Consider the following 20628-nt stretch of genomic DNA (forward strand, 5'->3'; position numbering starts at 1 on the left):
GCGCGCCCTCCTCTTCCGCACGCGACGAAAGGGACGTCGCACCATACGCACACTAGGCGTTTGCGGGCGCCGTGTCTGTCGCCCGTTCGGCGGACAAGCGCGTCGCATCCGCAGGTTCCGTCCGTTATTGAAGGGTTGTCAGTCCTCATCTGAGGACATATAGTCCTCCTTTGGGGCTGCTGTCATGAAGATGACAGCGACACATCGGAGGGCAGGATGGCGCAGGACTACGAGACCGACACCGATGTGCTGCGCGCCATGTCGACCAAGGCACGCCGAGCTGTCGTCGCCCTCGGCTCGTCGGAGATCACGGAGCCGGCCGATGCGGGGCATGAGTGGATCGTCGCTGCGGCAGCAGACTTCGGCACGAAGTGGTCCTCGGGGCTGACGGCGCGGATCGCCGATGGCGAGGACTTCGCGGACCGGCTCGAGACGACCGCGCGGGTCTTCGAAGAGGGCACCGACGCGGCGAAGGCCGAGGTCGACGCGATGATCTGGGATCACTGATGGAACTCGGACAGACGCAGTCCCCGACGGATCTCATCCCAGGGTCGGTGTCCGACGTGCGAGCGACCGCAGAGGCATGGAAGGCGCGCAGCGCAGCAGCAACGCAGGTGCACGATGACCTCGCCCGCCTGGATGACGACGGCACCTGGAAGGGCGACGCGTACGACGCCTATCTGGAGCGGTTCGACCGGCAACTCTTGCATTGGAAGGACGCGGGTGAGGGGCTTCGGGCCGGGGCGAATGCGTTGTTCACGTGGGCGGATGCGTTGGAGTGGGCGCAGGAGGAAGCCGACCGGGCGATCACTCTCTGGAACGAGGCCGAACAGCAGGCCGCGGCAGCGCTGGCCACTCATCGCGCGTCCATGCGGGAGCTGCGTGTGGGTCAGGGGCTGCGGCACCCCGAGGTCGATGTGCCGTTCGTCGATCCGTCCGGTGCTGCGCACGACGAGGCGCGGGAGGTGCTGTTCAACGCGCGGATGACACTCGAGGTCTTCGCCCGTGACTGCGCCACCCGGCTGGACGAAGCAGCGGCGGCTGCGCGGATGCCGCTGACCGATGCGGAAGCAGGCGACGAAGCGCGGCGCGCGATCACGACGGTCGCGTTCGACGTCGCCGTTGTCCGGCCCTTCCGGGCGACGCTCGACATGCTCGCGGTGTCGGCACAGACGCTCTGGGAGCACCCCGACATCATCCTCGAACTCCTCGGTGGGGTCGCACTGGTGATCGGCGGCGGCGTGATGATGGGCGGCGGGGGCGCGGTCGCGGTCACCGGTGTCGGTGCAGTGCCCGGCGGCGGCCTGGCCTGGGCCGGTGCGGGAGTCGCCGCCGCCGGGCTCGCCGCAGCGGGACATGCTGCCGGCAGGTGGGCAAACGAATCCGCCAGCAACGCTACCGAGGGTCCGCCGCCGCACCCCATCCACGGTGGACGGAACGCGCTCGGCCAGTACAACGGCGACGGCCAACGGCCCTGGGTCGACACCGAGAAGATCGGTCTCGACCAGGTCGAGGAGAGGCTCGGTGTCGACGTCATCCGCGACAAGGTGCGTGCGATCATCGAGGGGTTCCGGCAACCAGGAGCTTCGACCGATCAACACCGCTACTTCGACGGGCTCTACCGGAATGCTGACGGGACCTACACAGCGATCGAGGTCAAGAGCGGCGGGGGCACTCAAAATGCTGCGCAGAGGGGTTTTGACAGCACGCTGAGTGTCGAGCGACCAGCGACTGCCATGCTCAACGGCGAGAAGATTCAGATCGTTCGAGTGATATTGAAGGAAGTACCGTGACGAAACCTACACACATCGACCAGATCAACGGCTTCACGCGGGGCGCTCTTCTCGACGACCTCCGCCCTTATCCGGAGGAGATTCGTTTTGCGTTGAATCGGATGAACGGATCTTCGTTCTGGGCATGGAGCTTGTGGCGCGCGCCGGAGGGTGCGGATCTGCTGGAGAGCATCCCGTTCAGCGACGAGTACATGCAGTGCGCCGGAACCGCGGAAGCACTCACGATCGAGGTCCGCTATCTCGATCCAGACGGCACCCCGCACCAGTACACGATTGGTCGGCCAGACGGCGACCTCTCGGGCGAGCCGACCGAGGTCATCCACTGGGACGACGGACGCTACAGCACGACGGTCTACCCGAACGAGGTGTTCACCGCCGACGAGGCCGCGGTGATCTTCTACACGTACTTCCTCACCGACAAGGTCGCGCAGCCGTACACTCTCCGCGAAATCGACATGAGCGTGCCTGAATCCGAGGAACGATGAGAGTCGCCGTCGACCACGATGCCGTCGCCGCCACGGTCGCGCAGCTCGCCCTCACCGTGCGTGGCCTCGAACGCGAACTCGACGCCCTCGATGCCGCAGCGACCCAGCTGAAGGACACGTGGACCGGTGACGCGCAGAACGCCTACGAGCGCGCCCACCGGGAGTGGTCCGCCGCGATCTGCGACATGAAGACGCTACTCGCCGAAGCCACCCTCCGACTCATCACCGCCAACGCGATCTCCGGGGAGACAGCCGCCACCGCGACCGGCGTGTGGACCTGACGCACTCCTCACCGCGCCCACCTTCGAGCGCCTCGCTCACCTCCTGAGCTGCTGCTTCCGCTTCTGCACGGCCAGGGTCACGGTCGCCGAGTCGCCGGCGGGCACCGGGGCCGCAGCGAGGTCGGGGAGACCGGCGGCGACGGGCTTGCGGGCCCGACCGATCGCTCGGCGGGACAGCGCCCACTGCAGGCCATAGCCGATCGCGAAGACCATGAGCGTGAAGATGAGCGCCATCGCGGCACCCTGATCCGGTGCATAGAGCTGCGCCGAGCGCGGGTTGATCATCGCGTAGATGTACATCGACAGCGGACGAGACGACGGGGTCGCGAGGAACGCCGGGAGGGTGAACTCGTTGGTGCCGAGGATGAACATCTGGATCCACACGGCCATCACGGTGGGCATCAGCAACGGCGCGATGATGCGGCGGAACCCCTCGAACCGACTCGCTCCGCTGGTGAGCGCCGCCTCCTCCAGCTCGGGCCGGATCTGCAGCGTCGCGCTGTACGACGAGCGGTAGGCGATCGACACCCGGTAGGAGTACGCGATCACGAGAGCCAGCAGCGTGCCCGCGATCGGGATGTACGGGTTGATCACCATGAAGGTGAGGAACATCGCGAAGCCGGCGATGGTCGCGGGGATCGCGACCGACGACGAGGCGAACAGGTCCATGGCCTTCACCCAGCCGGTCTTCTTGCTGCGGGCGATGCCGTAGGCGAGCACGGTGGCGAAGACCACCGCGATCGTGGCGCTGCCGCCGGCGATGATGACCGTGCGCCCGAGCGACACCCAGAACTCCGGGTCGGCGAGCACCGTGCCGAACGCTCCGAAGTCGGTGCTGCCGAGCATCGCATCCCAGGAGAACGCCACCGGATAGGGAGTGATCGCCGCCCACAGCAGCGCCAGAAGCGGAAGGATGCCGGTGAGCAGGATGAACACGGCGACCGGCAGCATGACCGGGATCTTCCACGGCCCCATCCGCATGGTCGACGGCCGGAACCCCTTGCCCGACACCGAGGCTCGTCGCTCGGCGTTGCGCGTGGCCCGCAGATAGACCGCGAAGGCGATGGTCGTGATCACGAGGAACACCAGCCCCCACGCGGCGGCCAGGCCGTACTGCGGCAGTTCGCCCGCGTTGGAGCTGATGAGCGTCCAGAGCTTGAGGGCGAAGATGTCTCGCCCCGACTCCTGGCCGAACAGCAGTGGCACCTCGAGGCTGCCGAGGCCGAGGATGAAGGTCAGCACGGTCACTCCGAGCAGGCCCGGCCACAGCATCGGCAGCGTCACGCGGCGCAGGGTCTGCGGCCACGAGGCGCCGGACACCCGCGCGGACTCCTCGAGCGAGCCGTCCATGTTCGTCAGGATCGGCACGATCATCAGGTACGGGAACGTGACGTTCGTGAGCGCCTGGATGAAGATCATGGTCGGGAACGCGTACGGGTCGATCGGCACGTCACTGGCGAACGGCAGCAGTCGCAGCATCTGGTTGAGCACGCCCGACTCGGGCGACAGCATCAGCAGGTAGGCCTGCGCCTTCACGATCGGCGGGATGATGTACGGCACGATCACCAGCACGGAGATGAGGCGACGCCACGGGGCGTCCGTGCGCACCGTGACCCAGGCGAGGCCGAATGCCATCAGGAGCGTGAGCAGCGTGGAGCCGCCGACGAAGGCACCGGTCGCGCCGAGCACTCCCCAGAAGTCTTCACGCAGCTGCCACAGGGTGACGAAGTTCTCGACACCCCACTTCGCCGATGAGACGCCGAAGGGCAGGAACGGACCACGGAACGCGGTGATCACCTGGACGATCAGCGGTACCGCGAGAAGGATGAAGATGACCGCGCCCGAGACGATCATCGCGATCGTCATCGTGGTGGGACGCTTTCGCCCCGTGGTCCGTCCTGCCTTGAACATCGTTATCCGTTCAGCGCCTTGTCGGCGGCGTTGATCATGGCCTGCCAGTCGTCACGAGTGGCCTGCGTCTCGGTCTCGGCCCCGTTGTCGAGGCCGAGCAGCAGTGCGTCGGAGTTCGTCTTCATGAGCCCGGTGGACTCGGCGAACGTCGCGGCCGGAAGACCTGCGAACGGCACCTGGGTGCTCGCGAAGCGCTCGTCGGTCATGCGCAGTGTGATCCAGTCGGGGTCGAACGCGTTCCACAGGGTCCACAGCGCCGCACCCGGCTTGTTCTTGGCGTCGGAGTTCACTCCGGAGAACTGCGCCCAGACCCCCGCGTGCTCGAACGGCGAGACCTGCAGCGCGGGGTTCGGGTTGAACAGCGTCTGGTTCAGCGCGATCGGCACGTCACCGCTCGACAGCGGAGCGCCCTGGTCTTCCAGCAGCTTCAGGTTGCCAGACGACATGAGCTCGTCGATCAGCGAGACCATCTTGTCTTCGCCCTCGGCCATGCCGTATCCGGCGAAGACCACCGCGTTGTAGCCGGCGACCGACACCTTGTCCTTATACTCGGGGGCCAGCAGCCCGTCGAGCGTCTCCGGCACCGACTCGACCTTGTCGGTGTTGTACTGGATGAGCGTGCCGTTGATGCTGTCGGGCATGAGCTCGGGGGCACCGATGTCGAGGAACTCCTTCGGAACGCCGAAGCTCTCCCAGTCGACCTCCTCCCAGAAGCCCTCGTCGTACATGGCGGCCATCGAGGTGATCGAGCCCGACACCACGTCGGTGTTGCGCGAACCCGTGGCCTTGGCTGAGATGATCGCCGACGACAGGTTGTAGGTGAGGCCCCTGGTCTCGACCTTGATATCGGGGAAGCGCTTGTTGAACTGCTCGATCACGTCGGGCGACAGCTCGTACCAGTCCCAGATGACCAGCGTGCCGCCGTCGGCCTTCTTCGCCTCTTCGTAGAGAGTGTCGAGCTGCTTGTCGATCTCGGGCCAGTAGTCGTCGTAGAAGTTCTCGCAGCGGGTGATCGCTCCGATCTCCACGGCGTCGCAGGCGGCCGAGGCGGCGTCGCCCTTGAGTGCGCTATCCCCGCCGCCGGCATCGGTCGACGTGTTGCATCCGGTCAAGGCGAGCGCGAAGACCGCCGTGATGGCGACTGCTCCCAGTGTTCTCTTCATGATCTGAATGTCCTCTCTGACATCAGGTGTGTGATTGCGGGTGTGGTGCGGGGTGGATCAGGCGCCCAGCACGCGGCAGGCGTGCGGGACCAGTTCGAGGAAGACCCTGCCGCCCTCGGGGGGTGTCGCCAGCGGTGCTCCGCGGCCGACGATCGTGGCGACCGTCTCGCCCTCGGTGAGCACTTCGGCCTCGTACTCGACGATCTCGCCGAGGAACTCCACCCGCACGATGCGCACGGGAAGCACGTTCGGGCGATCGACCGCGGTCTCGTGCCAGCGCACGGTCTCGGGCCGGAAGGTGAGCGTGACCTGGTCGCCCGCCGAGACGTCGTCGGGCACGGGTGTCTGCAGCCGGGTGCCGAGCGCCTCGACCACCGCGTCACCGGCGCCATCGCGGTCGATCACCACGGCGGGGATCATGTTCGCGCGGCCCACGAAGTTCGCCACGAACCGGTCTGCGGGCTGGTCGTAGAGTTCGCGGGGCGTGGCCTCCTGCACGATCCGCCCCTCGTTCATCACGGCCACCCGGTCCGACATCGACAGCGCCTCGGACTGATCGTGCGTGACGTACAGGGCACTGATGCCGAGGGTGCGCTGCAGGCTCCGCAGCTCGTTGCGCATGGTGTCGCGCAACTTGGCGTCGAGGTTCGACAGCGGCTCGTCGAGGAGCAGCAGTCGCGGGCGATGGGCGAGGGCGCGGGCGAGAGCGAGGCGCTGCTGCTGTCCACCCGACAGCGCGGTGGCGGGGCGCTGCGCGAGGTGGTCGAGCTGCACGAGCTCGAGCGCCTCCATCGCCCGCTTGCGCGCCTCCTGCTTCGGAAGCTTCGAACCCGCGACCTGCAGCGGGAAGATCGCGTTGGCGAACACCGTCATGTGCGGCCAGATCGCGTAGTTCTGGAACACCATGCCGATGTCGCGCTTGTCGGGCGACACGTGCTCGGTGCCGGTCGACAGCACTCCGCCGTCGAGCGAGATGACACCGCCGTTGCTCCGCTCGAGGCCGGCAACGCAGCGCAGGGTGGTCGTCTTGCCGCATCCCGACGGGCCGAGGAGCGAGTAGAACGTCCCGGGCTCGATCGTGAAGGTCACGTCCTTGACGACGGGAACCGCCGCGCCGTCGAGCTCGTAGTCCTTCTTCAGGGCGTCGACGACCAGTCGTCCGCCTCCGGAGCTCACCGTCATCGGAGTCCTCTCGTCCTTCTTCGTTCTGGATGTTGGATCCACTGCGATCGCCGCCATCATCGTTCCTCTCTCACAACAGAGCCCACCGTCTGCGGGGCGGCCGGCGCACCCCAGGGTCGCGGCTTCTCGAAGAACACCACGACGACCGCGCACACCGCGAAGGCGATGGCCGAAAGCAGGAGCGACTGCGACATGGCCGCGGCCAGCCCGCTGCCGTCCTTCGCCGACAGCTCGCTCCCCGGGTGGATCGCCCCTGGCACGAAGCCGGTGATGTGCGCGGCGAGCGTCACATTCATCAGCACGGCCAGCAGCGCCGATCCGATCACCGATCCCATCTGCCTGGTCGTGGAGTACACGCCCGATCCCGCTCCCGCCTGCGTGTGCGGGAGATTGCGCGTGGCGGTCGACGCGAGCGGGCCGAACATGCCGGACACCCCGACCCCCAGCAGAGCGGAGGGGAGCAGCAGCAGCCAGAAGGGGGCATCGAGCGTCATCGCCGCCGCGTACCAGGCCATGGCCACAGCCGAGATGACGAAGGCGGCGAAGGTCACCCACCGCGGGCCGATCCGGTCGCTCAGCTTGCCGACGAACGGCCCGAGCACACCCGAGACGACCGCCATCGGTGCGAGCATCAGAGCGGCGAGCGTCGGGTCGAGGCCACGGGCGATCTGGAAGTAGAAGGCGAGCGGCACGGGCATCGCCGTGATGCCGACACCGACGAGGAAGATCGTGGCGTTCGCGACCGAGAAATTGCGGTCGCGGAACAGGCTGAGGGGCATGAGGGGCTCTGCGCGATTGAATCGCTGCCACACGACGAAGAGCACCAGCAGCACGACGCCTATGACGATGACGCCCCAGACCGTGACCGGGCCGAACATCACCCCCCAGTCGTAGACCTCGCCCTCCTGGATGCCGAACACCAGCAGGAACAGGCCGAGCCCCGACAGAGCGACGCCGATCCAGTCGAAGCGATGCGGGTGTCCTTCCAGGTCCGGCACCAGACGCCAGGCGACCACGAAGGCGACGATCCCGACGGGCACGTTGACGAAGAAGATCCACTCCCAGCCCACCGTGTCGGTGAGCACGCCGCCGAGGATCGGACCGACGAGCGTCGCCAGCCCTCCGACCGCACCCCACGCCCCCATGGCCTGACCGCGACCGCGAGGCGGGAAGACCCGCGCGATGATCGCCATGGTCTGCGGCGTCATCAGAGCGGCGCCGAAGCCCTGCACGGCGCGAGCCGTGATGAGCATCTCGATGCTGCCGGCCAGTCCGCACGCGAGCGAGGCGAGCGTGAACAGCACGAGACCCACGAGATAGACCCGCTTGGGGCCGAACCGGTCGCCGAGTCTGCCGGTCACCAGCAGCGGGACCGCATAGGCGAGCAGGTAGGCGCTGGTGACCCAGATCACCGTGGTCAGGTCGGCGTCGAACGCCGCGAGGATGACCGGGTTGGCGATCGCCACGATCGTCGTGTCGACGAGGATCATGAAGAAGCCGATGCACAGCGCCCACAGGGCCGGCCAGGGCCTAACTGTCTGAGTCATGGATCGCTTTCGGGAGGGATCGTCATGGGTCGGGAGCCGGTGTCCGTCCACTCAGCCCCTTATGTGGAGGACGGACACCGGAGTTTCCGGGAAGCGGTCAGGCGCCTGCGGTGGGGATGCCGACGACGGGTTCTCCCAGCAGCGGAGTCGAGACCGCGTAGATGCCGTGGTTGGCGAAGAGCCAGATCACGTTCCGATCCCACTCGACGAAGATGCCGTGCACGGGGGCGGCGAGGTCATCGTCGTCTTTGAGGCCGATCGGCGGAACGAAGTACGCGCCGACCTTGGGGTTTTCGGGGTCGCGCACATCGAAGATCTGCAGACCAGCGGCGTAGAACGCGTAGGGGATGACTCCGCCGTGCGGTGTGCCCGTGTTGGTGAAGTAGCCGGAGCGCTTGGGACCGAACGATCCGCGGCGCTGCGCCCAATCGGTGAACGCGGCCTCTGCCGGCGGCGTCGGGCGGGGAAGCGTCCGCACGACCCGCGGGTTCGTCGGGTCGCTCACGTCGATCTGGTAGATCTCCTTGGCCGGCTCGTAGCAGTCGGTGTTCATCGGGTAGCCCGAGACGTAGACGTATCCCGTCTCCTCCACCTGAGTGGTGTCGACGTTGTCGCCCTCGGTGCCGGCGACGCTGACCGGGAGGTGGCACCAGCCGACGTGGTTGATGTTCGTGGGGTCGGACACGTCGAGCACGAAGAAGCCCTGACCGCCCTGGGCGGCGTAGCCGTACTTCCACCCTGACTCGACCGAGCGCGGCATGTAGATGCCCATGCGCGAGCCGAACCACGAGGTCTTGTTGTTCCAGCGCTCGTTGTCGGCGAGGTACTCGGAGTCCGCCTCCTCGCCGGCACGGGATCCGGGCACCCACCAGTTCGAGAGCAGCTCGGGCTTCGCAGGGTCCGACACGTCATAGGCCGCGTGGCCCGCCGTCCACAGCGTGGTCTTGTACGGCTGGTTGGTGAACGTGTTGTCGGGCGCGGTCGCCACGAACAGGTACTTGTCGCCGTAGTAGACCGGCAGGTCGAGCACGCCGTTGCCCTCCTGGATCTCGTCCGGTCCGTGGTTCGGGTCGGTCGAGACCTCGGTGAGGAGCGTCCAGTCGCGGGGGCTGGGGCCGTTCATCTCCCAGGTGCGGAAGCCGCGCAGGCCCTCCCACTCCTTGAGCTGCCCCTCGACGGTGTCGTCGATCCACTTGTTGGCGACGCGCCCCTTGAGGAAGTACCGCGGGGTCTCGCTCGCCTGGATGGCGATGTGCTTTCCGAGCTTCTGGTTCCACTGCACCGTAGTGGCGCCGAACTGCGGACGGGGGTCGTCCCAGCCCCACTGCTCCTCGTCGACGATGGTGAGGTCGCGCGGGTCGGTGATGTCGTAGAGCTTCCAGTGGTTGCCGCCGCCGTAGTGCAGCATGAGGCGGCGTCCGTCCCAGTCGTAGATGCACTGCCATGAGTGACTGGTGTTCACGACGATCGGATAGAACGCCTCGGCCTTCGCGTTGAGCACGTAGGTCTCGGGGTCGCGGTAGTCGAGCTGCCCCGGCCAGTCGATGAAGACGTCGCGGGGAACGGACGGCGTGTGCGCCGGCGGCAGGAAGGTGCCGTCGGGCTGCATGCCCCAACTGGAGGGATCGGGATCGGCCGGTTCACCCTCGACACGCTGGAAATCCTCCGGACGGTACTTCTTCGCATCGGGCACGTAGGGAGAGCCGGCCATGTCGCCTCCATTGGCTGAATCGGGTGAGATCGTCACGACGTCGTGTCGTTCTCATCAGGTTCGTCCTGTGGAAGCGATGCTGTCCAATATCCATACGGGTCAGAGCCATGACCATTCGGGCATATCAGGCGAAGCGCGGTTCCGTCTGCGCATACTCCCGCTCGAGCTCCGCCAGGCGAGCACCCTCTTCGCGCAGATGAGCCAGCAGCGCGGATGCCGCGGGCGACGGCGCCCGGTCCTTCGGCACCGTCACACCGACCGAACGGCGGATGGAGCTCAGCGGCGTGGGGAGGATCCGCAGCTCGCGATCGTCGACGGCGATGAACATCGGCAGCGCCGCGATCACATCGGTCGAGATCAGCAGAGTGCGCAGCGTCAGCATCGAGGTGCACTCGACCCGGTCGGGCGGCAACGGCAACCCCTCGTGGAAGAAGACAGCCTCGAGCTCGGCCCGGAGCGCCGTCTGCGCGACCGGAAAGATCCACGGGTAGCTGATCAGCTCGGCGAGGGAGTTCGCCTTGACGCCCCCGAGCACCGGATGCCCGGCGCGGGCGACCAGACGGATCGGCTCCAGGTGCAGTCGCTCCTGCTCGAGTCGCACGGGCGCCGTGGGTGAGAGGCGCCCCACCGTGAGGTCGAGGTCGCCGGCGAGCAGCAGCTGTTGCAACGTGTCGGGCGTGCCCTCGCGGACGACGACGGTGAGCCGCGGATGCTCGGCCTTCAGCGCGGCGATGGCGCGCGGCAGCAGCAGGTTGGAGCCTGCGAGGTGCGTGCCGACCGTGACGGTGCCGAGCTGGCCGGACTGCAGCAGCCGCACCTCCTCCCCCGCAGCACGCAGCTCGGCGAGGACGGATCGTGCGCGCTCGATGAACGAATGCCCGTACTGCGTGGGGCGCACCCCGCGCGGCAGCCGCTCGAACAGCGGGACGCCCAAGACGTCTTCGACCTCGCGGAGGCCGCGGGTGACGACGGGCTGGGTGATGTGCAGCGACTCGGCGGCGCGCACCAAGGTGCCTTCGTCGGCGATGGCGGTGACGAGGACGAGGTGGCGGATCTTGACCCGGCCGTCGAGCAGTCGATCGGTGACCATGTTCCGGACTATAGCCGTATGGGCATGGCAGTGCATCAAGAGAGTATTTGTCGGCATCCCTCGAACCTTCCTAGCCTGAGCCCATGCCTTCCGAGACGATGACGCCTCCCCTCCGTGCCGCCGAGCCGGAGCGGGCGCCCCGCGCGATCCACAACATGATCGCCGGCGAGCGCGTGGAGGGCATCGCCACCTTCCAGAAGATCAGTCCGATCGACGGGTCGATCATCGCCGAGGTGCACGAAGCCGGCACCGAGCAGGTCGACCGCGCCGTGGCCGCTGCCCGCGCGGCGTTCGACGGACCGTGGGGACGGATGACGGTCCCCGAACGCGCCCGTCTGCTGCGCGGGGTCGCCGACGCGATCGACCGCCGTTCCGACGAGCTCGTCGCGGCCGAGGTGGGCGACACCGGCAAGCCCGAGGCTCTCGCCCGCGACCTCGATGTGGCCCGGGCCGCCGCGAACTTCCGCTCCTTCGCCGACACGGTCTCCACGGCCGGACTCGACTCTTTCCTGACCGAGCTGCCCGACGGCCGCCGCGCCCTGAACTACGCCGTGCGCAAGCCGCTCGGGGTCGTCGCCGTGATCGTGCCGTGGAACCTCCCGCTGCTGCTGCTCACCTGGAAGCTCGCTCCGGCCCTCGCCACCGGGAACACGGTCGTGATCAAGCCCTCGGAGGAGACGCCCTCGTCGGCCACGCTGCTCGCCGAGATCCTCGCCGAGGCGGGGGTGCCGGCCGGCGTCGTCAACGTCGTGCACGGTTTCGGCGCCGACTCCGCAGGCGAGGCACTCACGAAGCACCCGGGCATCGACGGGGTCACCTTCACCGGCGAATCGTCCACCGGCTCGGCCATCATGCGGGCGGTCGCCCCGCGCGTGCGCCCGGTCTCATTCGAGCTCGGCGGCAAGAACGCCGCGCTCGTGTTCGCGGACGCCGACCTCGACTCCGCCATCGCCGGCCTCGCCCGCTCCACGTATCTCAACACCGGCCAGGTGTGCCTGTGCACCGAGCGCATCTACGTCGAGCGCGCGGTCTTCGACGATGTCGCAGCCGGCCTCGCCGAGCACGCCGCCCGTCTGCGACTGGGCCGCCCGGAAGACCCGGCCACGACCACCGGGCCCCTCATCTCGCAGGCGCACCGCGACAAGGTCCGCTCCTACTTCGACCTCGCCGTCGCGGAGGGTGCGACCGTGCTCGCCGGCGGTGGCATCCCCACCCTCGGCGACGGACTCGACGGCGGATCCTGGATCGAGCCGACCCTGTGGACGGGCCTCGACAACAGCCACCGCACCGTGCGCGAAGAGGTGTTCGGTCCGGTCGCAGCGCTCATCCCGTTCGACACCGAGGAGGAGGCGATCCGACTGGCGAACGACACCGACTACGGGCTCGCCGCCGTCACCTGGACCACCGACCTCACCCGCGGCCACCGCGTGGCGCAGCAGATGCGCACCGGCATGTCGTGGGTCAACACCTGGTATCTGCGCGACCTGCGGAGCCCCTTCGGCGGTGTCGGGCTCTCGGGCATCGGCCGCGAGGGCGGGCATCACTCGCTCGAGTTCTACACCGAGCCGACGAACGTGTGCGTGCAGCTGTGACCGGCATCCAGGATTCCGTGCGCTTGGCAGACGAACGGCTTCGGCTCGCGGCCGAGTCCGGCCTTCCGTGTGCGCCGGTGCGCGACCTGCTCGGCGAGACGGATCAGGATGCCGCGTACGCGGTGCAGTCGCTCGGCATCGCCCGGCGCCTGGACGAAGGGCGACGGGTGGTCGGCCGCAAGATCGGTCTCACCTCGCCCGCCGTGCAGACGCAGCTCGGCGTCGACAGCCCCGACTACGGCGTACTGCTCGACGACATGATGTTCGCCGACCGTGAGCCGATCGACCTCGCCCGCTTCCTGCAACCGCGCGCCGAGGCCGAGGTCGCCTTCGTCCTGGGCAGCGACCTCGACTCCCCCACCACGCACGTCGCCGATGTGATCCGGGCCACGGAGTTCGTGCTGCCCGCCATCGAGGTCGTCGACTCCCGCGTGGCCGAGTGGGACATCCGCATCACCGACACCATCGCCGACAACGCCTCGAGCGGGGCGGTCGTGCTCGGCACCACGCCTCGAGGCCTCGACGGGTTCGACCTGACCGCACTCGGCATGACCCTCGACCGCGAGGGCCGCCCGGTCTCGACCGGGTCGGGTGCCGCGTGCCTCGGCAGTCCCGTGATCGCGGTCGCCTGGCTGGCTCGCGAGGTCGCCCGCCGCGGGCAGCCGCTGCGCGCCGGCGAGGTGATCCTCTCCGGAGCCCTCGGCCCCATGGTCGACGCGACCGCCGGGGTGTACCGCGCCCGACTCGACGGTCTCGGCGAGGTGCGTGCCGACTTCTTCGGCGCCGCATCCGGAACAGCATCACGCACGTCATCGGAAGGGGCAGCGGCATGACCGTCGGCATCGCCATCATCGGGTCGGGCAACATCGGCACCGACCTGCTCATCAAGGTGAAGCGGCTCTCGACCACGCTGCACGTGGTCGCGATGGCCGGCATCGACGAGCACTCCGACGGGCTCGCCCGCGCGCGCCGGCTCGGTGTGGCCACGACCCACGAAGGCGTGGACGGCCTGATCGCGATGCCCGAGTTCGCCGACGTCGAGCTCGTGTTCGATGCGACCTCGGCGGGAGCCCATGCCCGCAACGACGCACTCGTGCGCGACGCCGGGCGCATCATGGTCGATCTGACCCCCGCGGCGATCGGCCCCTACGTCGTGCCGGTCGTGAACCTCGAAGCGCACCTCGGTGCGACCAACGTGAACATGGTGACGTGCGGCGGTCAGGCCACGGTGCCGATGGTCGCCGCGGTGTCGCGCGTCGCCCCGGTGGCCTACGCCGAGATCGTCGCCTCGATCGCCTCGAAGTCCGCAGGTCCCGGCACCAGGGCCAACATCGACGAGTTCACCGAGACCACCGCCCGCGCGCTGGAGGTGATCGGCGGCGCCGACCACGGCAAGGCGATCATCGTGCTCAACCCGGCCGACCCGCCGCTCATCATGCGCGACACCGTGTTCTGCCTCGTCGAGGGCGATCCCGACGCACTGGATCGCGACGCCGTCAGCGCCTCGGTCGCCGACATGGTCGCCGACGTGCAGGCCTACGTCGGCGGCTACCGCCTCAAGCAGCAGGTGCAGTTCGACGCGGTCGACGAGGCCTACGTGCCCGCTCTCGACCGGCCGTTCCGCGGCACGCGCGTGACCGTCCTGCTGGAAGTGGCGGGCGCCGGCCACTATCTTCCGGAGTACGCGGGCAATCTCGACATCATGACCTCGGCCGCCCTGCGCACGGCCGAGAGACTCGTCGCCGAACGGACAGGGGTTCCCGCATGACCACTGCATCTCCGCGCGTCTACGTGCAGGACGTCACCCTCCGCGACGGCATGCACGCCATCGGCCACGGTTACACGACCGACCAGGTCCGCGACATCGCGCGTGCTCTCGAGGCCGCGGGCGTGGATGCCATCGAGGTCGCGCACGGCGACGGCCTCGGCGGTTCGAGCGTGGCCTACGGCCAGGGCGCGCACACCGACTGGCAGTGGATCGAGGCGGCGGCCGAGGTGCTCGACCGTGCCGTCCTGACCACCCTGATCCTGCCCGGCATCGGCACGATCGACGACCTCGCCCGGGCCCGTGACCTCGGTGTCGCGAGCGTGCGGGTCGCAACGCACTGCACCGAGGCCGACGTGGCGATCCAGCACATCACCTGGGCGCGCGAGCACGGCATGGACGTCTCGGGGTTCCTGATGATGAGCCACCTGAACGACCCGCGCGGTCTCGCGGAGCAGGCGAAGATCATGGAGGCGGCCGGAGCGCACTGCGTGTACGTCACCGACTCGGGCGGACGCCTCACGATGCGCGACGTCGCCGACCGCGTCGACGCCTACCGCGACGTGCTCGACCCCGGCACGCAGATCGGCATCCACGCCCACGAGAACCTCTCGCTGAGCGTCGCCAACAGCGTCACGGCCGTCGAGCACGGCGTGTACCGGGTCGATGCCTCGCTCGCAGGGCAGGGCGCGGGGGCGGGCAACTGCCCGATCGAGGCGTTCATCGCGGTGGCCGACCTGCTCGGCTGGGAGCACGGCTGCGACCTGTTCGCGTTGCAGGATGCGGCGGAGGAGCTGGTGCGTCCGCTGCAGCGCCGCCCGGTCCGCGTCGACCGCGAGACTCTCACGCTCGGCTACGCGGGGGTGTACTCGAGCTTCCTGCTGCACGCCGAGCGCGCGGCGGAGAAGCACGGCCTCGATGCCCGTGACATCCTCGTGGAGTTGCGACGCCGCCGCATGGTGGGCGGCCAGGAGGACATGATCGTCGACGTCGCCCTCGACCTCGTCGCCGCCCGCTCGATCGAGGTGACCGCATGACCGCCGATGCCGTGTTCGCCGCCGCGCTCGACACCGCGCAGCGCACCGCGACCGCCATCAGCCAGCTCTCCTCCACGGAGGAGGTCGGTCTCGACACCGCGTACGCCACGCAGCATGCGCTGATCGCCCGCCGAGTCGCCCGCGGCGAGCGCATCACGGGCCTCAAGCTCGGCTTCACGAGTCAGGCGAAGGCGCAGCAGATGGGCGTGCACGATGTGATCATCGGCACCCTGACCGATGCCATGCGCCTCGACGACGGTGCGGTGTTCGACCGCCGGTCGGCCATCCACCCGCGCATCGAGCCCGAGGTCGCGTACCTCCTGGCATCCGACATCGACGGCACGGATGTCAACGGCGCCGGAGCCGATCGCCCGCTGTCTGAGCTCGTCGCCGCGGTCGCTCCTGCGCTGGAGATCATCGACTCGCGGTACCGCGACTTCCGCTTCAGCCTCTCCGATGTCGTGGCCGACAACACCTCGGCAGCCGGCTACGTGATCGGGCCGTGGACCCCGTTCGACCGGGCCGGTACGCCCGACAACCGCGCGGTCCGGCTCGAGGTCGACGGCCGAGTAGCTGCCACCGGCTCCACCGCCGCGATCCTCGGCGACCCCGGTCGTGCCATCGCCGCAGCCGCACGGCTCGCCGCCCGCCACGGGTTCACCCTCCGCGCCGGCACGGTGCTGCTCGCCGGGGCCGCGACCGCCGCCGTCCCCCTGCCCGACAACGGCCTGGTCGAGGCGACGATCACCGGGCTGGGCCGTGTCAGCATCCGCACGCACGACGGGGCGGACAGCCTCATCCCGGGGGGAACACGATGACCGAATCACGAGGCATCCTCGTCGAGGGCAAAGCCACGCCCCGCGGCCGCTTCCCGCACGCCAAGGTCTCCGGCGACCTGGTCTTCGTCTCGGGCACGTCGAGCCGACGACCCGACAACACCATCGCCGGCGCCGAGGTCGATGAGTTCGGGGCGACGAGGCTTGATATCGCGGTGCAGACCCGCGCGGTCATCGAGAACATCCGCGCGGTGCTCGCCGCCGCCGGGTGCGACCTCGACGACCTGGTGCAGGCGACGAGCTTCCTCGTCGACATGAACGACTTCGCCGCGTACAACGCCGTCTGGGCCGAGTACTTCGACGAGCAGGGGCCGGCCCGCACCACGGTCGCCGTGCACGCCCTGCCGCATCCGCACCTGCGCATCGAGATCCAGGCGGTCGCACGACGCCCGGAAGCCACCACCGACCGCAACACCGCTGACAACAACACCACTGCCACTCTCGAGGAGGAGAAATGAGCACCATCGCACCCGTCATCCCACCCGTGATCGATTTCCCGGCATGGATCAAGGAGAACGAGCATCTCCTCAAGCCACCGGTCAACAACAAGGCCGCCTGGACGCCCATGGGCGACTTCATCGTGCAGGTCGTCGGCGGCCCGAACCAGCGCACCGACTTCCACTTCGACCCATATGAGGAGTGGTTCTACCAGTACCGCGGCAACATGCACGTGAACATCCAGACGCCCGACGGTCTGCAGCGCATCGACATCCGCGAGGGCGAGATGTGGCTGCTGCCCGGCAACGTGTTCCACTCCCCGCAGCGCCCGGAAGAGGGCTCCATCGGCATCGTGATCGAGCGCATCCGTGAAGAGGGCACGCTCGAGAAGTTCGCCTGGTTCTGCCCGAACTGCAACGCCAAGGTGCACGAGGTCGAGCTGCAGGTGCGCGACATCGTCGAAGATCTGCCGCCGGTGTTCCGCGACTTCTACGAGAGCGAAGAGGGGCGCACCTGCCCCGAGTGCGGCGCCGTCCACCCCGGCAAGGGCTGAAACCCCTTGGGCACGATCGACGTCCACACGCACTTCGTGCCGAGTTCCTGGCCCGACCTGTCGACACAGGTCGGGCCGGGTCTCTGGCCGACCCTGCGCGTGGACTCCGAGCGCGAGGCGATGATCATGCTCGGCGACACCGAGTTCCGACGCGTCGGCGACGACTGCTGGGACGCGTCCGTGCGCCTGGCCGACATGGATGCCGACGGTGTCGAGATGCAGGTCGTCTCCCCCACCCCGCTGTTCTTCTCGTACGACAAGTCGGGCGCCGAGGCCGTCAAGGTCGCCCGCATCTTCAACGACCTCGCCCTGGAGATCTGCGCCCCGGCCCCCGATCGGATGATCCCGTTCGCGCAGGTGCCGCTGCAGGATCCGGATGCCGCGTGCGCCGAGGCCGACCGTGCCATCGCCTCCGGTCACGCCGGCGTCGAGATCGGCAACCACGTCGGCGACCGCGACCTCGACGACGAGGGCATGGTGATGTTCCTGCAGCACTGCGCCGACAGCGGCATCCCGGTGTTCGTGCATCCGTGGGACATGCCGGGCTCCCCCCGCCTGGACCGCTGGATGGCGCGCTGGCTCACCGGCATGCCCGCCGAGACGCACCTGTCGATCATCGCGATGATCCTGGGCGGAGTGTTCGACCGGGTACCGCCGACTCTTCGCCTGGCGTTCGCGCACGGAGGCGGATCGTTCGCGTTCTGGCTGGGGAGGTTCGAGAACGCCTGGCAGCAGCGGCCCGACCTCATCGGGGTCAGCGAGCGCCCGCCGTCGGCCTACCTCGACCGCTTCAGTGTCGACAGCGTGGTGTTCGACCCCGTGGCCCTGCGCGTGCTGGTCGAGACTCTGGGCGCCTCTCAGGTGATGGTCGGCAGCGACTACCCCTACCCCCTGGGCGAGCGCCCCGTCGGCAGCGTCGTCGACCGGGCCGACTTCCTCGATGACGCGCAGAAGAGCGCCATCCGCCGCGACAACGCCCTGCGATTCCTGGGGCGCTGACCCCGCACGACCTCGAACGGACCCGCCTCATGAGCACCACCTCCACCCGCCCCGTCATCGACCGCGCGACCTGCACGGCCCTCGACGAGAACGATCCTCTGGCGCCGATGCGCGACCGCTTCGTGCTGCCCGACGGCGTGATCTACCTCGACGGCAACTCGCTCGGCGTGCTGCCGAGGCTTACCGCAGCCCACCTGCAGCGCGTGATCACCGAGGAGTGGGGCACCGGCCTCATCCGCAGCTGGAACGACGCCGGATGGTTCGCCAAGCCGCGCACGATCGGCGACCGCATCGCACCCCTGATCGGGGCCGATGTCGGCGAGGTCGTGCTCGGCGACTCGACGTCGGCGAGCCTGTTCCAGGCGGTGGTCGCGGCGGTCCGGCTCCGCCCCGGCCGACGCGTGATCGTCGCGGAACGCGGCAACTTCCCCACCGACCTCTACATGCTGGAGGCGGTACAGGAGCTGCTCGGCGGCGGCACTCCGCTGGAGCGCCGCCTCATCTCCGACGACGGTCCCACCCTCGACGACGTGCTCGACGATCACGTCGCGGTGGTCGTGCTCACCCAGGTCGACTACCGTACCGGGCGGATGCACGACATGGCCGAGGTCACACGCAAGGTGCATGCCGCCGGTGCCCTCGTGGTCTGGGATCTGTGCCACAGCGTCGGCGCGGTGCCGATCGACCTGAACGGAGCGGAGGCCGACTTCGCGGTCGGCTGCACCTACAAGTACCTCAACGGCGGCCCCGGCTCGCCGTCGTTCATCTGGGCCGCCGCCCGGCACCACGACTTTGCCCGTCCGGCCCTGACCGGCTGGCACGGTCACGCCAAGCCCTTCGACTTCACCGTCGACTACGCCCCCGCCGCGGGCATCGAGCGCTTCCGCGTCGGCACGCCTCAGCTGCTGTCGGTCGCGGGACTCGAGGCGAGCCTCGACATCTGGGACGACGTCGACATGGAGCTGCTCCGCGAGAAGAGCCTGCGACTGACCGAGCTCTTCATGTCCCTCGTCGACACCCGCCTCACACCGCGCTGGGGCATCGAGCCGGTCACCCCGCGGGAATCCGCCCGTCGCGGCAGCCAGGTCTCGCTCCGTCACGAAGACGGCTACGCGGTCATGCAGGCCCTGATCGAGCGCGGGGTGATCGGCGACTTCCGAGCGCCCGACCTCATCCGCTTCGGGTTCACGCCGCTCTACACCTCCTACACCGACGTGTGGGATGCGATCGATGCACTGGAGGACGTGCTGCACAGCGAGATCTGGCGCGAGCCGCGGTTCGCGCGTCGCGGCACCGTCACCTGAGTAGGTATGTGAAAGGGGACCGCGCCCCATGGCGTCCCCTTTCGTGCGCGCGGCATCCTGATTCTCAGGCGAAGGCACATCCGCGCACGGTATTTCTGCGCTAGGATTCAGAGTGCGCACTCGCCCGCCATCTCAGGGGCTGAAAGGAGCACGACATGGCAGCGACAGCAGGACACTCCGGCACGCACCACTCGTACACGACCGGTCACGAACACGTTCGCACCCCTTCCGACGGCGGCCACGAAGTCGCCGCGCCGCGCGGCGGGAGCGGGGGCATCAACGTGAGATCCCGCAACGGTCGCGTCGACTCTCCTGTGATCGATGAGAACGAGATCCACCGCAGTGTGGAACGACTCGTCAGCACAGCGCAGGGCGCCGGCGCCGCATCCGCCTGGGTCAGCGCGATCCTTCAAGAGGTCACCGACCTCGTGAAGGCTCGTGAGCCCATCGGCGCGGGTCTCACGGAGGCCGAGGCCGACTACCTCGTCAGGTCCGGCGCGTTCACACCTGAGCAGTTCGCCGGAACCGAGCGGCGTGTCGCCACCGGCGTCCTCGCGTCCCAAGAGCGTGACACCCGCATGCGGGCGATCACTCGGACCCTCACGACGGATCAGGTCGCCGAGAAGCTCGGGATCGACAGTTCTCGGGTCCGTCACCGTCAGGCCAAGAACGGACTCTACGGATTCCTCGTCGGCCGAGCCCGCCTGTACCCCGAGTGGCAGTTCATTGACGGCACGAAGATGGTGCTTCCGCACCTGTCGACTGTGGTGAACTCGTTCCCCGAGGGATGGCACGCAGCGTCCGTCGAAGGCTTCATGACGACTCCGCAAGAGAGTCTGCGCGGGGAAGGCACCGCGCGGTTGACGCCGACGGAGTGGCTGCTCATCGGCGGTGATCCCGACTCGATCGTCGCGATCCTCAACGGGATCAAGCAGCGATGA

The 20628-nt window shown here is 68.4% G+C and carries 20 protein-coding genes; 14 read left to right on the plus strand and 6 right to left on the minus strand.

What is annotated here, in order from left to right; translation table 11 throughout:
- Window positions 1-216 precede the first annotated feature (216 nt).
- From ACFVWL_RS06450 to ACFVWL_RS06465, 4 genes are read left to right on the plus strand one after another with little or no spacing between them, the layout of a single operon-like run.
- Entirely contained in the window at window positions 217-507 is a 291-nt protein-coding gene (locus tag ACFVWL_RS06450; RefSeq protein ID WP_387180014.1) for a hypothetical protein, read from the plus strand.
- Window positions 507-1793: a putative T7SS-secreted protein gene (locus ACFVWL_RS06455; protein ID WP_387180016.1), complete on the plus strand. Its 1287-nt coding sequence runs from the start codon at window positions 507-509 to the stop codon at window positions 1791-1793. The genes ACFVWL_RS06450 and ACFVWL_RS06455 overlap by 1 nt, the downstream gene beginning before the upstream one ends.
- Window positions 1790-2278 carry a hypothetical protein gene (locus ACFVWL_RS06460; protein ID WP_387180017.1) on the plus strand — a complete coding sequence of 163 codons (489 nt, stop codon included), beginning with the start codon at window positions 1790-1792 and terminating at the stop codon, window positions 2276-2278. Before ACFVWL_RS06455 ends, ACFVWL_RS06460 begins: the two co-directional genes overlap by 4 nt.
- Window positions 2275-2559 carry a WXG100 family type VII secretion target gene (locus ACFVWL_RS06465; RefSeq protein WP_387180020.1) on the plus strand — a complete coding sequence of 95 codons (285 nt, stop codon included), beginning with the start codon at window positions 2275-2277 and terminating at the stop codon, window positions 2557-2559. The genes ACFVWL_RS06460 and ACFVWL_RS06465 overlap by 4 nt, the downstream gene beginning before the upstream one ends.
- 36 nt (window positions 2560-2595) lie before the next feature.
- Here ACFVWL_RS06465 and ACFVWL_RS06470 read toward each other — a convergent pair whose 3' ends face one another.
- The 6 genes from ACFVWL_RS06470 to ACFVWL_RS06495 all read right to left on the minus strand — a co-directional run bounded on the left by ACFVWL_RS06470 (window position 2596) and on the right by ACFVWL_RS06495 (window position 11163).
- Complete coding sequence (locus ACFVWL_RS06470; protein WP_387180021.1) at window positions 2596-4425, minus strand: ABC transporter permease; 1830 nt, start codon at window positions 4423-4425, stop codon at window positions 2596-2598.
- Window positions 4426-4472: 47 nt separating this feature from the next.
- Window positions 4473-5633, minus strand: a complete 1161-nt coding sequence (locus ACFVWL_RS06475) for an ABC transporter substrate-binding protein (RefSeq protein ID WP_387180024.1) — start codon at window positions 5631-5633, stop codon at window positions 4473-4475.
- A 57-nt stretch (window positions 5634-5690) separates the two neighbouring features.
- The gene (locus ACFVWL_RS06480; RefSeq protein ID WP_387180027.1) at window positions 5691-6815 is read right to left on the minus strand and encodes an ABC transporter ATP-binding protein; all 1125 of its coding nucleotides are present in this window, start codon (window positions 6813-6815) and stop codon (window positions 5691-5693) included.
- Between the two features lie 56 nt (window positions 6816-6871).
- The gene (locus tag ACFVWL_RS06485) at window positions 6872-8362 is read right to left on the minus strand and encodes a DHA2 family efflux MFS transporter permease subunit (protein WP_387180030.1); all 1491 of its coding nucleotides are present in this window, start codon (window positions 8360-8362) and stop codon (window positions 6872-6874) included.
- Window positions 8363-8459: 97 nt separating this feature from the next.
- Complete coding sequence (locus tag ACFVWL_RS06490; protein ID WP_387180033.1) at window positions 8460-10073, minus strand: LVIVD repeat-containing protein; 1614 nt, start codon at window positions 10071-10073, stop codon at window positions 8460-8462.
- Window positions 10074-10197: 124 nt separating this feature from the next.
- Window positions 10198-11163 carry a LysR substrate-binding domain-containing protein gene (locus ACFVWL_RS06495; protein WP_387180036.1) on the minus strand — a complete coding sequence of 322 codons (966 nt, stop codon included), beginning with the start codon at window positions 11161-11163 and terminating at the stop codon, window positions 10198-10200.
- Between the two features lie 83 nt (window positions 11164-11246).
- On the opposite strand from ACFVWL_RS06495, the gene ACFVWL_RS06500 reads away from it, so the two are divergent.
- From ACFVWL_RS06500 to ACFVWL_RS06545, 10 genes are all read left to right on the plus strand, one after another.
- The gene (locus ACFVWL_RS06500; protein ID WP_387180038.1) at window positions 11247-12755 is read left to right on the plus strand and encodes a 2-hydroxymuconic semialdehyde dehydrogenase; all 1509 of its coding nucleotides are present in this window, start codon (window positions 11247-11249) and stop codon (window positions 12753-12755) included.
- 17 nt (window positions 12756-12772) lie between these two features.
- On the plus strand, window positions 12773-13588 hold the full coding sequence (locus ACFVWL_RS06505; protein WP_387180040.1) for a 2-keto-4-pentenoate hydratase: 816 nt from the start codon (window positions 12773-12775) through the stop codon (window positions 13586-13588).
- Complete coding sequence (locus ACFVWL_RS06510; protein ID WP_387180041.1) at window positions 13585-14523, plus strand: acetaldehyde dehydrogenase (acetylating); 939 nt, start codon at window positions 13585-13587, stop codon at window positions 14521-14523. The genes ACFVWL_RS06505 and ACFVWL_RS06510 overlap by 4 nt, the downstream gene beginning before the upstream one ends.
- The gene (dmpG, locus tag ACFVWL_RS06515; RefSeq protein WP_387180042.1) at window positions 14520-15557 is read left to right on the plus strand and encodes a 4-hydroxy-2-oxovalerate aldolase; all 1038 of its coding nucleotides are present in this window, start codon (window positions 14520-14522) and stop codon (window positions 15555-15557) included. The genes ACFVWL_RS06510 and dmpG overlap by 4 nt, the downstream gene beginning before the upstream one ends.
- The gene (locus tag ACFVWL_RS06520; RefSeq protein ID WP_387180043.1) at window positions 15554-16375 is read left to right on the plus strand and encodes a 2-keto-4-pentenoate hydratase; all 822 of its coding nucleotides are present in this window, start codon (window positions 15554-15556) and stop codon (window positions 16373-16375) included. The genes dmpG and ACFVWL_RS06520 overlap by 4 nt, the downstream gene beginning before the upstream one ends.
- Window positions 16372-16851 carry a RidA family protein gene (locus tag ACFVWL_RS06525; protein WP_387180044.1) on the plus strand — a complete coding sequence of 160 codons (480 nt, stop codon included), beginning with the start codon at window positions 16372-16374 and terminating at the stop codon, window positions 16849-16851. Before ACFVWL_RS06520 ends, ACFVWL_RS06525 begins: the two co-directional genes overlap by 4 nt.
- On the plus strand, window positions 16848-17384 hold the full coding sequence (locus tag ACFVWL_RS06530; RefSeq protein ID WP_105526600.1) for a 3-hydroxyanthranilate 3,4-dioxygenase: 537 nt from the start codon (window positions 16848-16850) through the stop codon (window positions 17382-17384). The genes ACFVWL_RS06525 and ACFVWL_RS06530 overlap by 4 nt, the downstream gene beginning before the upstream one ends.
- 6 nt (window positions 17385-17390) lie before the next feature.
- Complete coding sequence (locus ACFVWL_RS06535; RefSeq protein ID WP_387180047.1) at window positions 17391-18383, plus strand: amidohydrolase family protein; 993 nt, start codon at window positions 17391-17393, stop codon at window positions 18381-18383.
- Window positions 18384-18412: 29 nt separating this feature from the next.
- Window positions 18413-19687, plus strand: coding sequence for a kynureninase (gene kynU / locus ACFVWL_RS06540; RefSeq protein ID WP_387180049.1), 1275 nt, complete (start codon window positions 18413-18415; stop codon window positions 19685-19687).
- 155 nt (window positions 19688-19842) lie between these two features.
- The gene (locus ACFVWL_RS06545) at window positions 19843-20628 is read left to right on the plus strand and encodes a hypothetical protein (RefSeq protein WP_387180050.1); all 786 of its coding nucleotides are present in this window, start codon (window positions 19843-19845) and stop codon (window positions 20626-20628) included.

It is taken from the genome of Microbacterium sp. NPDC058269, assembly GCF_042881445.1.
Lineage (GTDB): Bacteria > Actinomycetota > Actinomycetes > Actinomycetales > Microbacteriaceae > Microbacterium.